Consider the following 12664-nt stretch of genomic DNA (forward strand, 5'->3'; position numbering starts at 1 on the left):
GGGGGTGAGCTTGGGCTTGGCCCCGGGGTTCCTGTGGCGGAAATCGGCCAGAGCCCCCGGTCCCCCCTCGTTATACCGTTTGACGGTGGCGTGGACCCAGCGAGGGGTGTGGCCGGTGAGCTCGGCGATCTCCCGGGCTCCCAGGCCCCGCTTGGCGTGGTAGACCGCCAGAAACCGCAGGCGGGCCACCGGGTCCTTCTCCTTCTTCACCCTCTCCTTGAGCTCCTGGAAGGTGAGGTGGTCAGCAACCGTCATGAAAGAAGGATACTATGGAAAAGGGTATGAAAGGAGGTAGCGCCGCAAGGGGGTGAGGGTGCCCCGTTGGGCGCGGAAGAGAGTGAAGGTTCCCGGAAGATCCCCTTGCCCCGGGTCCAGGTCCAGGAGGTAGGCTTCCTCCAGCTCCTTTAAAAGCCTCCCCGCCAGGGTGCTCTTGCCCACGTCCGTGGGGCCTAGGAGGAGGAGCATCCTAGGGTCCCAGCTTGCGCTTGAGGTAGGCCAAAAGCTCTTCCAAAGCCTGCCTTAGGGCCTTCTGCTCCTCCGCCAGGGCCTCCAGGGGGTCTTTGCGTTCTCCCGGGCTTAGGGTCTTGAAGAGGAGGGTGGGGTTACCGCAGGCCGGGCAGGCCACCCCCACGGGGTTGGTGCCGGGGGCGTAGAAGATCCGGGCGCTGCACTTGGGGCAGAGGAGGTACTTGGCCCCGGGGACCTCCCCGCGGCGCAGGGCCCCCGCCAGCTCCCGGGCCTCCTCCCGGCTGAAGCCCAGGAAGTAGTCCTCCCCCACCTTCTGGAAGCCCAAGAGCTCCTCCGTGGCCCTGAGGTCCTTGTGCCCCTCGGGCACCTCCCAGGTGAAGCCGTTCCAGCGGAAGTGGCGCAGGTGCCGCCTGCCCGAGAACTCCTCCACCTCCACGATGAGCTGGAGGGCGGGGTCCTTGGGGTAGTAGAAGAGGCGCACCGCCTGGACCCCTTTAAGCTCGGGGCTTGGGGGCAGGGTGTAGCTCAAGGGGCCCGGACCCTTGGCGGGGTAGCCCACGAGCCGTTCCAGCTCGTGCAGGGTAAGGCCCGGATGGGCCATATCCCCCATGAGGAGCCGTTCCACGTGGCGGAACGCCGCCTGAAGCCCGGGGTCCATAAGGGGATTTTACCCGATAATGGGGGTATGGCCCTGCTTTTTTCCCCTCTGGAACTCCGCGGGCAAAGGCTCAAAAACCGCCTGGCCATGTCCCCCATGTGCCAGTACTCGGCCACGGAAGGGGGGGAGGTCACGGACTGGCACCTCCTCCACTACCCCACCCGGGCCCTAGGGGGGGTGGGGCTTGTCCTGGTGGAGGCCACCGCCGTCCTCCCCGAGGGGCGGATCAGCCCCTTTGACCTCGGGATCTGGTCCGAGGAGCACCTTCCGGGCCTAAGGAAGCTGGCCCGGAGGATTGGAGAGGCGGGGGCGGTGCCGGGGATCCAGCTGGCCCACGCGGGGCGCAAGGCGGGCACCGCCCGGCCTTGGGAAGGGGGAGGGTCTTTGGGCTGGCGGGTGGTGGGCCCAAGCCCCATCCCCTTCGCCGAGGGCTACCCCGTGCCCGAGCCCTTGGACGAAGGGGGGATGGCTAGGGTGCTGGAGGCCTTCGTGGAAGGGGCAAAGCGGGCCCTGAGGGCCGGCTTCCGGGTGATTGAGCTCCACATGGCCCACGGCTACCTCCTCTCCTCCTTCCTCTCCCCCCTTTCCAACCGGCGGGAGGACCGGTACGGGGGGAGCCTGGAGGGGCGCATGCGTTTTCCTTTGGAGGTGGCGGAGGCCGTACGGAGGGCCCTGCCCGAGGAGGTGCCCCTTCTCGTGCGGGTCTCGGCCACGGACTGGGCGGAAGGGGGGTGGGGCCTCGAGGACACCCTGGCCTTCGCCGAGCGGCTTAAGGCCCTGGGGGTAGACCTCCTGGACCTCTCCAGCGGCGGGGTGGTCCCGGGGGTAAAGGTTCCCGTGGCCCCCGGGTTCCAGGTGCCCTTTGCGGACGCGGTGCGCAAGCGGGTGGGCCTGAAGACGGGGGCCGTGGGCCTCATCACCGCTCCGGAGCAGGCGGAGTCCATCCTCCAGACGGGAAGCGCGGACCTCATCCTTCTTGGGCGCGTCCTCCTTAGGGAGCCCTACTGGCCCCACCGGGCCGCCTCCGCCCTCGGCCTTAAGCCCGGGGTTCCCCCTCAGTACCAGCGGGCCTTCTAGGGTCCCTGGAGGAGGGCCAGGAGGGCCTTCCGGTGGGCCTCGTAGGCCGCCCGGCCCTTCGGGGTAAGCCGGACCCAGGTCCTGGGCCGCTTCCCCTGGTAGCCCTTTTCCACCTCCACGTACCCTGCCTCCTCCAGCTTGCCGAGGTGGCTAGAGAGGTTCCCCTCCGTCACCTTGAGGGCCTCCTTGAGCCAACCGAACTCCACCCGCGCCCCCTCGCCAAGCCCCGCCAAGAGGGCCATAAGGCGGAGCCGGGTTTCCTGGTGGATCATCGGGTCCAGCGCCAAAGGAGCACCCCCCCATACCCCAGGGCCAGGAGGCCCAAGAGGCCCATCCCCAGGTGGAAGAGGTCGGGGAAGAGGCGGTAAAGGAGGAGGTCCAGGAGGAAAAGCCCCACCCCCGCCCCCATAAGTCCCGGCACCCGCCAGAGCACCCCCGTGTAGGCGTAGCCGAAGGCCACCAGGCTGATGAGAAAGCTTTCCCCTTTTAGGTCCAAAGGGGGCAGGAGGAAAAGCCAGTGGAGGAGGGCGAAGAGGGCGAGGAGGCTCCAGAGGGCGAAGGTCTGGAGCCCCAGGGGGGTCTGCACCCGCACCCCCTGCCGGAAGCCCAGGTAGAAGGTGAGGAGGGTCCCCAAGGGGCCGGCGAAGGTCCAGAACCGGCCCCCCAGGGCCTCGTCCCGGGCGAGGAGGAAGCTCCCCAGGGCCCAAAGCCCTCCCCAAAGAACGAGGGTCCAGCCCCCGAGGAGGGCCAGGCGGAGCCTCGCCTCCCGCTCGGCCTGTTCCGTGGCCGAGAGCAGGGCCTTGGCTTCCTCGGGCCTCATGGCCGCCCTCCGCCTAGGAGAAGCCTAAGGTAGGGCCCCCGCCAGGGGCCTAAGGTGTACCCCGCTCCAAGGCCCAGGGCCCAGCCCCCTTCGGGGTTTGGGAAGAGAAAGGCCCGCACCCCTAGGTCCAGGAGGAAGCCCCCTTGCCCGGAGGCTCCGCCCCCAAGGCCCAGGACAGGGAGGGCCAAAAACCCCTGTCCGGGGGCGAAGGGGACCCCTAAGAGGAAGACCCCGCCCCGGGCCTCGAGGCCGCCCCAGCTTTCCCCACCCAGGGCAAACCCTTCTAGGAGCCCAAAGCCCCCGCCCCCGCCATGGAAGCCAGGGCCGTAGCCGAGGAAGCCGTACCCCACCGAGCCCGCCAGGGCCGGAAGGGCCAGGAAGAGGAGGAGGGCTAGCCACTTCATTTTTGCCTCCAATAACTTTGTACTACAAAGTTATTGGCGAGTCAATGCCCCCTAGGCCGCCCTAGGGGTGGAAAGGGTCGGCTCCAAAGACCCAACGGGTTTCCCGGCGGAGGGCCTCGGCGAACCGGGGGCTTTTTTGGGGGAGGGCCTTCCACTCCTCGATGGTGTAGACCAGGGCCTCGGCTGGTACGGGAAGCTCCTCCAGGGGCAGCTGGGCGGGCCTTTGCCAGGGGGGAAGGGGGCTTTCCCTGACGAGAAGGATGAGGTCTAGATCGCTTCCCACCCCCGCCTCGCCCCGGGCGTAGGAGCCGAAGTACCCCAAGGCCAAAAGGCCAGGCGGGGCATGGGCCTGAAGCCAGGCCTTTAGGGCGGCCTCCACCGCTTCACGGTCCGGCCATCTGAGCACGGACGAACGCAAGGATCGAACGGGCATACTCCAGGGCCTCCTGGCTTTGTAAGGGGCCATAGTGCTCTGCGGAGGGGCCTTCCGGGAAGGCGTCGGGGTAACGGGTAGGGATGTAGAGGCTGTCCAGATACCGAGCTTTCTCTATCAGCGTTTCCGGGACCGCTAGGGGAAGTTCCTTGAGGAGGCGGGCGATGAGATGGCCCCAAGCTTCCTGACCCAGGTGGAGGTGGAGGGCTTTGACGGCCTTTTCCGCTCCTTGCTGGGCCGCGAAGCAAGCCCACTCGTGGCGGCCGGCCTTCTGGGCGATCTCGGCCATCTCAAGGTCCTTCTCCGCCTGGGCCAGCCAGTCCCTAGCCCGGTTCACAAGCCCAGTCTAGTAGACTTTTCCCATGAAGGCCATACGGGTGCGGGAAACGGGTGGGCCCGAGGTCTTGCGGCTGGAGGAGCTTCCCACTCCGGAGCTGGGGCCGGGGGAGGTCTTGGTGCGCCTCGAGGCCATCGGGGTGAACTACATTGACACCTACAAGCGGAAAGGCCTCTACCCCGTGCCCCTCCCCTTCACCCTGGGGGAGGAGGGGGCCGGGGTGGTGGAGCGGGTGGGGGAGGGCGTGGTGGGGGTGCGCCCCGGGGACCGGGTGGCCTTCGCCAACGTCCAGGGGAGCTACGCGGAGTACCAGGCCGTGCCCGCGGAGAGGCTCGTCCCCATCCCCGAGGGGCTGGACGCTAGGCTCGCCGCGGCCCTTCTCCTCCAGGGCATGACCGTGCACTACCTCCTGGAGAGCACCTACCCCGTGCGCGCCGGGGACCAGGTCCTGGTCCACGCGGGGGCGGGGGGGGTGGGGAGCCTCCTCATCCAGTGGGCCAAGCGCAAGGGGGCCACGGTCTACGCCACCGCCAGTACGGAGGAGAAGCGGGCCTTTTGCCGGGCTTTGGGGGCGGACTACGCCCTGCCCTACGAGGGCTTCGCCCAGGCGGTGAAGGCCCTTTCCGGCGGGGGGGTGGACGTGGTCTACGACGGGGTGGGGAAGGAGACCTTCCTGGGGAGCCTCGAGGCCTTAAGGCCCCGGGGGATGCTGGTCCTCTTCGGCCAGTCCTCGGGGCCCGTGCCCCCCATGGACCCCCAGGTCCTGAACCGCATGGGGAGCCTCTTCCTCACCCGCCCCACCCTCCACCACTACACCAAAGACCGCAAAGAGCTCCTCTGGCGGGCGGGGGAGGTCTTCCGCGCCGCCCGCGAGGGGTGGCTTCGGGTGGAGATCGGGGCGGAGTTCCCCTTGGAGAGGGCCCAGGAGGCCCACGAGGCCCTGGAGGGGCGGAAGACCGTGGGCAAGGTTCTCCTACTCCCCTAGGAAGCGGGCCATCCAGGCCCTAAGCCCCTCTTCGGGAAGCCCTGCCCCCCGCACGGTGCAGGCCAGGGCCGAGAGGGCCACCGCGCCCCTTAGGGCCTCCTCCAGATCCTCCCGCTCGAGGGCCCCCAGGGTGGCCCGGCCGTAGCCCTTCCGGTAGAGGAGGGCGAGGAGCCCTGCGGTGAAGGTGTCCCCCGCCCCCACGGTGTCCGCCACCGCCACCCTTTCTCCCGGAACCCGAACCTCTTCCCCTCCCCAAAAGGCCACCGCCCCCTCGGGGCCTAAGGTGAGGACCTTAAGGGGGGTGGGGAGGGCCTTCACCTCCTCTAAGGGGCTTTCGGGGAAGAGGAGGCGGGCGTCCTCCAAGGAAAGCTTCAGGAGCTGGACCCGTTCCGCGTAGGCCAGGGTGCGCGCCCGTTCCTCGGGGGAGGGGCTTTGGCGCAGGTTGGGGTCGTAGGAGAGGAGGGCCCCCTCCCCCTCGGCTTCCAGGAGGAGGGCTTCCAACCCCCTGGCGGTACGCCCCTCCAGGGCGAAGAGGGAGCCGAAGTGCAAGCCCCAGGCCCCCTTGAGCCCCCCGGGCTTTAGCCGGAAGGCCTCCTGGAAGGGCCGGTGGAAGCTGTAGAGGGCGTTTCCCGCTTCGTCCAGCCGGACCAGGGCCAGGGGCATGGGGGCCTGGTGGCGGAAAAGCCAGAGGTCCAGCCCCCGCGCCCGCATGGCTCCTTCCGCCCACTCCGAGAGGAAGTCCGCCCCCACCTCGGAGAGGAAGCGCACCGGAAGCCCCATCCTGCTCAAAGCGCTGGCGGTGTTCAGCACCGACCCCCCCAGGACCCCCCTAAACCCCAAGGCCGCCCCCTGGTCCTCTTCCAGGATCAGGTCCAGGAGCACCTCCCCCACCAGGGCCAGCATGCCCCCATTATTCCAGGGCTCACCTTCTTGGCTGGAGGAGGTGGTATAATCCCCCCGAACCAGGGCGTGCGTTGGGTTAAAGCCTTCCCGTTTTGCGCGGTCCGTTTCGCCCGTTAGGGAGGTGTCAGGCATGCTTGGAGGGTATGCGCACCGGTTGGCCCGTATCGACCTGACCAGCGGCCAGGTGGAGTACTTCGCCCCCGACCCCAAGGACCTGGAGATGTACGTGGGGGGGCGGGGCCTTGGGGTGAAGTACGTGTTTGACAACGGCCCCCAGGTGGACCCCCTGGGCCCCGAGAACCTGCTTTGCATCATGAACGGCCCCCTCTCTGGGACCCGGGCCAAGATGTCCGGGCGGCTGGCGGTGGTGACCAAAAGCCCCCTCACGGGCACGGTCACGGACAGCCACATGGGGGGCTGGACCGCGGCCAAGCTGAAGTGGGCGGGGTTTGACGGGCTCCTCATCAAGGGGGCTTCGGATAAGCCCGTCTACCTCCTGGTGAAGGACGGGGAGGTGTCCGTTCACGACGCCTCGGACCTTTGGGGCAAGACCACCCACGAGGTGCACCGCATCCTGCGCGAGCGCCACGGGGAGGACGCGGACGTGATGGCCATCGGCCCCGCGGGGGAGAACCTGGTGCGCTTCGCCAACTGGATCAACAACGACGAGCGGGCCGCGGGCCGCGGGGGCACGGGGGCGGTGGCGGGGAGCAAGAAGCTCAAGGCCATCGTGGTGGTGGGGCGGCAGGAGGCCATGCCCCAGCCCAAGGACCCCGAGCTCTGGCGGGAGGCGGACCGGCTGGCCTCGGCCACCATCAACGACCCCAAGAACGTGACCGCCCCCAAGAAGGGCGGGCTTTCCCTGTACGGCACCAACGTGCTCATGAACATCACCAACGTCATGGGGGCCCTGCCCACCTTCAACGCCCAGCACACCTGCATTGAGGGGGCGGAGAAGATCTCCGGGGAGTACATCCGCGAGCACCGGCTCATCAAGGACAACACCTGCCACGCCTGCCCCGTGGCCTGCAAGAAGATGGTGGAGGTCCATGTCAACGGGAAGACCATCCGCTTTGAGTCCTACGAGTACGAGTCCGCCTGGGCCCTGGGGGCCCACGCGGGCCACACGGACACCGACTGGACGGGCTACGCCATCTACCTCTGCAACGCCTACGGCATGGACACCATAGAGGCGGGGAACGCCATCGCCGTGCTCATGGAGGCCACGGAGAAGGGCTACTACACCGGGCAAGACGGCCTCCGCTTCGGGGACAAGGAGGGGGAGGCCCGGGTCCTCGAGGCCATCGCCCACCGCCGGGGGGTGGGGGACCTCCTGGCGGAGGGGCCGGCCCGCTTCGCCAAGGCCATCGGCCACCCGGAGATCGCCCTGGAGGTGAAGGGCCAGTCCATCCCCGCCTACGACCCCCGGGGCCTCAAGGGCATGGGCATCGCCTACGCCACCTCCAACCGGGGGGCCTGCCACCTTCGGGCCTACACCCCCGCCTCGGAGATCCTGGGGGTGCCCTACAAGACCGACCCCCTGGCCTGGGAGGGGAAGGGCAAGCTCACCAAGCTGTTCCAGGACCTCTCCGCCTTCACCGACTCCTTGGACCTCTGCAAGTTCAGCCAGTTCGCCGAGGGGCCCGAGGAGTACGCCAAGCAGCTTGCCGCCTACTGGGGCCGGCCCGTGACCCCGGAGGAGATCCTCCTCATCGGGGAGCGCATCTACAACCTGGAGCGCTACTACAATAACCTGGCGGGCTGGGCCGAGGGCTCGGACTACCTGCCTGAGCGCTTCCTGAAGGAGCCTTCGGACTGCCAGGGCTCCAAGGGGCAGACCGCCGAGCTGGACCTCATGCTGGAGGAGTACTACCGCGAGCGGGGCTGGGTGAAGGGGGTGGTGCCCCCCGACAAGCTCCAGGCCCTGGGCATCCTGGGCCAGGCCGCGGACTAAAGGGAAGCCCAAACGGGGCCCGGACGACCCCGGGCCCCGTATACTCCTTCCTATGCCCAAGGTGAACCTGTACGCCACCTTCCGCGACCTCACGGGAAAGGCCCAGCTCCACGTGGAGGGCCGGACCGTGGGGGAGGTCCTGGAGAACCTGGTGGCCCGCTACCCCGCCTTGAGGGCGGAGCTTTTTGAGGGGGAGGGGCTTGCGGAGCGGGTTTCCGTTTTCCTGGAGGGGCGGGACGTGCGCTACCTGGAGGGCCTGGCCACCCCCTTGGAGGAGGGGGCCACCTTGGACCTCTTCCCCCCGGTGGCGGGGGGTGGGGTTTTCCGGCAGGACTACGGGGGCCTGCCCGCGTGGCTTTTGGAGGAGTACCTGCGTTCTTGGGGCGGGGCGAAGGAGGGGGAAGGGGTGTACCGCCTTAAAGGGGCCTGGGTGCGCTTTTTTGAGGTGGAGCCCCTTCAGGTGGGGCGCCTTTCCGTCCCCAGGCTCCGGGTGGAGGTGGAAGGGGAGGAGGGGGAGGCCTGGGCCGGGCGCATCGCCCTGGCGGCGAGCCGGGGTGGGGGCTGAATGCCCTCCCGGCTTGCCCTGCGGGGGGCTCCCAAGGGGAAGCGGCGCTATAGGCGGCCCTCGAGGAAGGCCCGGCTCCTCGGGTCCTTAGGGGCCTGGAAGAAGCGCTCTGCCGGAGCCTCCTCCACCGCCTCCCCCAGGTAGAGGAAGAGCACCCGGTGGGCCAGGCGCCGGGCCTGGAAGAGGTCGTGGGTGGCCAGCACCACCCCCCGCCCTTCCCCCGCGGCCTCCCTCAGGAGGGCTTCTATCTGGGCGGTGTTCCCCGGGTCCAGGCTGGCGGTGGGCTCGTCCAGGAGGAGGACCTCCGGTTCCACCAAAAGGGTGCGGGCCAGGGCCAACCGCACCGCCTCCCCCCCGGAGAGGAGGTGGGCTGGCTGGCGGGCCTTGTCCTTTAGCCCCACCCGGGTGAGGAGGGCCTCTGCCCGCTTTCTGGCCTCCTTTCTGGGCACACCCTTTAGGTAAAGGCCGAAGGCGGCGTTTTCCAGGACGCTCCGCCGGAGAAGGGGCGGGTTTTGGGGCAGGTAGGCCCTGAGGCCCCCTTCCACCCTGCCCGCCTGAAGGGGAAGAAGGCCCGAAAGGAGGCGGAGGAGGGTGGTCTTGCCGCTGCCTGAGGGCCCCAGCACCGCCAGGATCTCTCCGGGAAACACCTGGAAGCGGGCCACCTCGAGGCCGAACCCCCCCACCCGGTGGCGGAGCCCTTCCGCTTCCAAAAGGGGCCTCATTCCCGCTCCAGGATAACGAGCAGGGCGGTGACCAAAAGGGCCACCCCCAGGAGGACCAGCCCCAGGGCCAAAGCGGCCTCCACTTCCCCTTTACGCGTCTCCACCACGATGGCCGTGGTGAGGACCCGGGTGTGGTGGCGGATGTCCCCGCCCACCAAGGTGGCCGCCCCCACCTCGCTGATGGCCCCCCCGAAGCCCGCGGCCAGCGCGGCCGCCAGGGTGCGGCGGCTTTCCCAAAAGAGGGTGGGGAGGACCTGGCCCTCCTTCCCCCCTAGGCTTTTCACCAGAAGCCGCACCTCCTCCACCCGCCCCCGGGCCCCGGAAAAGGTAAAGGCGGCGATGAGGGGAAAGGCCAGGAGGGCCTCCGCCAGGACCATGGCGAAAGGGGTGTAGAGGAGGCCCATAAAGCCCAAAGGCCCCGAGCGGGAGAGGAGAAGGTACAGGAAAAGCCCCACCACCACCGAGGGCAAGGCCATGCCCGCGTAGAGGAGCGCCTGCCCCAGAAACCCCCCGCCCCTCAGGGCCAGCCAAAGCCCTAAGGGGACGGCCAAAAGGGCCGAAAGCAGGGTGGCCGCCCCCGCCACCCAGAGGCTTCTTAGGGTGATCTCCCAAAGCTCAGCGGCTTCCACCGAGGGGCAGGATACACCGCCCCCCTAGGGGCCGGAAGAGGGGTTCCCCCTCCTTGGTGAGGCCCAGGATGAGGCGGGTGGCCTCTTCAGAGGCCAAGAAGGCGCGGAGCTTCCGGGCCTCCCCCGCCTTGGCCCCTTTGGGGACGAGGTAGAAGGTGTACTGGTTGAGGAGGAGGGGGTCTTCCCGCCGGTACAGGGCCGCAAGCCCCCGCTTCTTTCCCACGGTGAGGTGGGTGGCCAGGTCGGAGAGGGTGTAGGCCCCCTTTTCCGCCGCCAGGGCCAGGGTCTGGCCCATCCCCGCGCCGGATTCCAGGTACCAGGGAGGCCCCGGCCGGATGCCCGCCCGCTCCCAAAGGAAACGCTCCTTCAAATGGGTGCCCGAGCGGTCCCCCCGGGAGACAAAGGGGGCCTGGGCCCGGGCGATGCGCCTGAGGGCCTCGAGCACCTCCCTAGCCTCCCGGACCTTGGCGGGGTCTTCCTTCGGCCCCACCAAGAGGTAGGCGTTCTGGGCCAGGCAGAGCCTTTGGGAGATGTGCCCTTGGCGTACGGCCTTTTCCTCCAGCTCCGGGGCGTGCACCAGGACCGCGTCCACATCCCCCCGCTCCGCCAGGGTCAGGGCCTGGCCCGTGCCCACCGCCAGGACCTCCACCCGCACCCCAGAGGCCCGGGTAAAGGGGGGGAGGAGGCGGTCCAGGAGGCCGGAATCGTACACGCTGGTGGTGGTGGCCAGGCGGAGGGCCTGGGCCAAGAGGAGGAAGGGGAGGAGCCCCAGGAGCCGCATCCCCTTTAGCTTAGGGTATGGAGGTTCTTAAGGAGGCCCTGCGCCTTTGGGAAGAGGGGCGCTACTTTGAGGTGCACGAGGTCTTGGAGGAGGCCTGGCGGGAGGCGGAAGGGGAGGAGAGGCGCTTCCTCCAGGGGCTCATCCTCCTGGCCGCGGCCCTGCACCAGAAGGCCCTGGGGAAGACGGGCTTGGGGAACCTGAGGAAGGCCGAGGCCCGCCTAAAGGGCCTCCCCTCCCCCTACCTAGGGGTGGACTGGGAGGCCCTTCTGGGGGAGGCCCGGCGTAGACTTGGGGCGTGAGCGCTTGGGTGTACGCCTACCGCGGCGAGCTTGTGGAGAACCGCCACGCCCTTTCCCTGGTCCTTTTCGGGCGGGAGGGGGTCTTGGCCTACGGGGGGGACCCGGCCCGGGTGGCCTACATGCGTTCCTCCGCCAAGCCCTTCCAGGCCCTGGCCCTTTTCCTCACCGGGGCGGTGGAGCGCTTTGGCCTTTCGGAAGAGGAGGTGGCCCTCGCCACCGCCAGCCACGACGGCACCGAGGCCCACGTGGCCGTGGCCCAGGGGTTTTTGGAAAAGCTCGGCCTGGGGCCGGAGCACCTGGCCTGCGGGGTCCACCCCCCCTTTTCCAAGGAGGCCCGGAAGGCCCTGGAGGCGAAGGGCCTGGACCCCACCCCCCTCCACCACAACTGCTCGGGGAAGCACGCGGGGATGCTGGCCGCCGCCTTGGCCCTGGGGGCGCCCATCGAGGGCTACGAGCGCCCGGACCACCCGGTGCAGCGCCTGAACCGGAAGACCCTCCTGGACCTCACCGGGGCCGAGCCTATAGCGGCCACGGACGGGTGCAGCGTGCCCACCTTCGCCCTGCCCCTGGCCCGGGCCGCCCGGGCCTTTTACCTCCTGGCCCGGCCCGAGGAGGCCCCCCCGCCCTACCGGGAGCCCCTCCGCCGGGTGGGGGCGGCCATGCGCCGCCACCCGGAGCTGGTGGCGGGCCCGGGGAGCATCGACACCCTCCTCATGGAGCGCCTTCCCCTCCTCGCCAAGCGGGGGGCGGACGGGTACTACGGCCTGGCCCTCCCCGAAACCCCCCATGGCCCCCTGGGGGTGGCCCTGAAGGTGGAGGACGGCGCTTCCCAGGCCCGGGAGGTGGCGGTGGTGGCCCTCCTCCGCCTCCTGGGCCTGGACCCCGGGGAGACCCCCTGGGACCGCCCGGTCCTGAGGAACCACCGGGGCCTCGAGGTGGGGCGCCTCGAGGCCCACCTGGACCTCACCTGGCTCTAGCCCCCAAGAGCCTCCACCAGCCGCCGGAAGGCCGGGGGCACCGGGGGCGGGGGGGCCCCGTCCGCCCAGGAGAAGCGGGGGTCCTCTAGGGGGCCTTCCCCCACCCCCATCCCCCGGGGGAAGAGGGGCCTTAGGTCCAAGGGGCCCGCCTCCTCCCCCCCGAAGGCCTCCCGGAAGCGGGCCACCTCCCCTTCCGGGCCGAAGTGGAAGGCGTAGAGCTCGTCCCAAAGCCGGAAGAGGAAGCGGGGGAGGGGGTGAAAGGGGGGAAAGCCGCCCGTCCAGGGCCGTTTCAAGAAGGCCGAGGCCCGGCCCGGGCGGAGGCGGAAGACGGCCTCCAGGGTCCTCCCCAAAAGGCCGAAGCTCCCCACGAAGGGGCGCACCAGGTCGTACCCCTGGACGTTCTTCACCACCACCCCCCCCGCCCGCACCCGGAGGCCCCCCGGGGTGAGGAAGGCCACCCCCAGGACCTCCGCGGGGAAGAAGAAGGTCTGGGCGAACCCTCCCCGCTCCACAAGCCCCCCCACCCCCCCGGGGAGCTCCACCGGGGGGAAAGGGGGGAAAAGCCCCGTGCCCTCCAGGGCCGCGTACACCTCCAAAAGCCCCCTCTCCCCCTCGGCCAAGAGGTACTGGTCGGCGGCGTGGACCTCCATGG

18 protein-coding genes and 1 pseudogene are annotated in these 12664 nt (G+C 69.5%); 6 read left to right on the forward strand and 13 right to left on the reverse strand.

Translation table 11 applies throughout. From position 1 onward, the window contains the following. The 3 genes and pseudogenes from B043_RS12995 to B043_RS0105560 all read right to left on the reverse strand — a co-directional run. Positions 1-255, reverse strand: a 255-nt coding sequence (locus B043_RS12995) for a helix-turn-helix domain-containing protein (protein WP_018461252.1), incomplete at its 3' end; no start/stop codon positions are given. 30 nt (positions 256-285) lie between these two features. Then, positions 286-465: pseudogene (locus B043_RS0105555) on the reverse strand (Clp1/GlmU family protein); the annotation flags it as partial. A 1-nt stretch (position 466) separates the two neighbouring features. Continuing rightward, complete coding sequence (locus B043_RS0105560) at positions 467-1126, reverse strand: hypothetical protein (protein WP_018461254.1); 660 nt, start codon at positions 1124-1126, stop codon at positions 467-469. A 27-nt stretch (positions 1127-1153) separates the two neighbouring features. Here B043_RS0105560 and B043_RS0105565 point away from each other — a divergent pair, with 27 nt between their 5' ends. Then, the gene (locus B043_RS0105565; RefSeq protein ID WP_018461255.1) at positions 1154-2203 is read left to right on the forward strand and encodes an NADH:flavin oxidoreductase/NADH oxidase; all 1050 of its coding nucleotides are present in this window, start codon (positions 1154-1156) and stop codon (positions 2201-2203) included. Here the strand turns inward: B043_RS0105565 and B043_RS0105570 are convergent. The 5 genes from B043_RS0105570 to B043_RS0105590 form a co-directional block, all read right to left on the reverse strand. Beyond that, positions 2200-2475, reverse strand: coding sequence for a winged helix-turn-helix domain-containing protein (locus tag B043_RS0105570; RefSeq protein WP_016330052.1), 276 nt, complete (start codon positions 2473-2475; stop codon positions 2200-2202). The two genes, B043_RS0105565 and B043_RS0105570, sit on opposite strands and share 4 nt — an antisense overlap. Beyond that, positions 2472-3023 carry a hypothetical protein gene (locus B043_RS0105575; protein WP_018461256.1) on the reverse strand — a complete coding sequence of 184 codons (552 nt, stop codon included), beginning with the start codon at positions 3021-3023 and terminating at the stop codon, positions 2472-2474. The genes B043_RS0105570 and B043_RS0105575 overlap by 4 nt, the downstream gene beginning before the upstream one ends. Next, positions 3020-3427 carry a hypothetical protein gene (locus B043_RS0105580; protein ID WP_018461257.1) on the reverse strand — a complete coding sequence of 136 codons (408 nt, stop codon included), beginning with the start codon at positions 3425-3427 and terminating at the stop codon, positions 3020-3022. The genes B043_RS0105575 and B043_RS0105580 overlap by 4 nt, the downstream gene beginning before the upstream one ends. Positions 3428-3488: 61 nt before the next feature. Then, positions 3489-3860, reverse strand: coding sequence for a nucleotidyltransferase domain-containing protein (locus B043_RS0105585; RefSeq protein WP_026234143.1), 372 nt, complete (start codon positions 3858-3860; stop codon positions 3489-3491). Next, complete coding sequence (locus B043_RS0105590; RefSeq protein WP_018461259.1) at positions 3811-4197, reverse strand: HEPN domain-containing protein; 387 nt, start codon at positions 4195-4197, stop codon at positions 3811-3813. Before B043_RS0105590 ends, B043_RS0105585 begins: the two co-directional genes overlap by 50 nt. A 25-nt stretch (positions 4198-4222) precedes the next feature. Between B043_RS0105590 and B043_RS0105595 the strand changes: the two genes are divergently transcribed. Continuing rightward, on the forward strand, positions 4223-5182 hold the full coding sequence (locus tag B043_RS0105595) for a quinone oxidoreductase family protein (RefSeq protein ID WP_026234144.1): 960 nt from the start codon (positions 4223-4225) through the stop codon (positions 5180-5182). Here B043_RS0105595 and B043_RS0105600 read toward each other — a convergent pair. Continuing rightward, the gene (locus B043_RS0105600) at positions 5171-6085 is read right to left on the reverse strand and encodes a carbohydrate kinase family protein (RefSeq protein WP_018461261.1); all 915 of its coding nucleotides are present in this window, start codon (positions 6083-6085) and stop codon (positions 5171-5173) included. The two genes, B043_RS0105595 and B043_RS0105600, sit on opposite strands and share 12 nt — an antisense overlap. A 130-nt stretch (positions 6086-6215) precedes the next feature. Here B043_RS0105600 and B043_RS0105605 point away from each other — a divergent pair, with 130 nt between their 5' ends. Both B043_RS0105605 and B043_RS0105610 read left to right on the forward strand, forming a co-directional pair. Continuing rightward, the gene (locus B043_RS0105605) at positions 6216-8039 is read left to right on the forward strand and encodes an aldehyde ferredoxin oxidoreductase C-terminal domain-containing protein (protein ID WP_026234145.1); all 1824 of its coding nucleotides are present in this window, start codon (positions 6216-6218) and stop codon (positions 8037-8039) included. Positions 8040-8091: 52 nt separating this feature from the next. Then, positions 8092-8604: a ubiquitin-like small modifier protein 1 gene (locus tag B043_RS0105610; protein WP_018461263.1), complete on the forward strand. Its 513-nt coding sequence runs from the start codon at positions 8092-8094 to the stop codon at positions 8602-8604. Between the two features lie 47 nt (positions 8605-8651). Here B043_RS0105610 and B043_RS0105615 read toward each other — a convergent pair whose 3' ends face one another. Genes B043_RS0105615 through B043_RS0105625 form a run of 3 tightly spaced genes read right to left on the reverse strand, consistent with a single transcriptional unit; the run spans position 8652 to position 10736 of the window. Continuing rightward, a complete protein-coding gene (locus tag B043_RS0105615) occupies positions 8652-9326 on the reverse strand; it encodes an ATP-binding cassette domain-containing protein (protein WP_018461264.1) in 675 nt (224 codons plus the stop codon). Next, positions 9323-9955 (reverse strand): ABC transporter permease, encoded by a 633-nt coding sequence (locus tag B043_RS0105620; protein ID WP_016330043.1) that lies wholly within the window; start codon positions 9953-9955, stop codon positions 9323-9325. The genes B043_RS0105615 and B043_RS0105620 overlap by 4 nt, the downstream gene beginning before the upstream one ends. Continuing rightward, entirely contained in the window at positions 9942-10736 is a 795-nt protein-coding gene (locus B043_RS0105625) for an ABC transporter substrate-binding protein (RefSeq protein ID WP_018461265.1), read from the reverse strand. Before B043_RS0105625 ends, B043_RS0105620 begins: the two co-directional genes overlap by 14 nt. 17 nt (positions 10737-10753) lie before the next feature. Between B043_RS0105625 and B043_RS0105630 the strand changes: the two genes are divergently transcribed. Both B043_RS0105630 and B043_RS0105635 read left to right on the forward strand, forming a co-directional pair. Then, entirely contained in the window at positions 10754-11035 is a 282-nt protein-coding gene (locus B043_RS0105630) for a DUF309 domain-containing protein (protein ID WP_018461266.1), read from the forward strand. After that, the gene (locus B043_RS0105635; protein WP_026234146.1) at positions 11032-12012 is read left to right on the forward strand and encodes an asparaginase; all 981 of its coding nucleotides are present in this window, start codon (positions 11032-11034) and stop codon (positions 12010-12012) included. The genes B043_RS0105630 and B043_RS0105635 overlap by 4 nt, the downstream gene beginning before the upstream one ends. Here the strand turns inward: B043_RS0105635 and B043_RS0105640 are convergent. After that, positions 12009-12662, reverse strand: coding sequence for an FAD-binding oxidoreductase (locus B043_RS0105640; protein ID WP_018461268.1), 654 nt, complete (start codon positions 12660-12662; stop codon positions 12009-12011). The two genes, B043_RS0105635 and B043_RS0105640, sit on opposite strands and share 4 nt — an antisense overlap. Positions 12663-12664 lie beyond the last annotated feature (2 nt).

Origin of the sequence: Thermus oshimai DSM 12092 (assembly GCF_000373145.1) — a bacterium.
Classification (GTDB): Bacteria; Deinococcota; Deinococci; order Deinococcales; family Thermaceae; genus Thermus; species Thermus oshimai.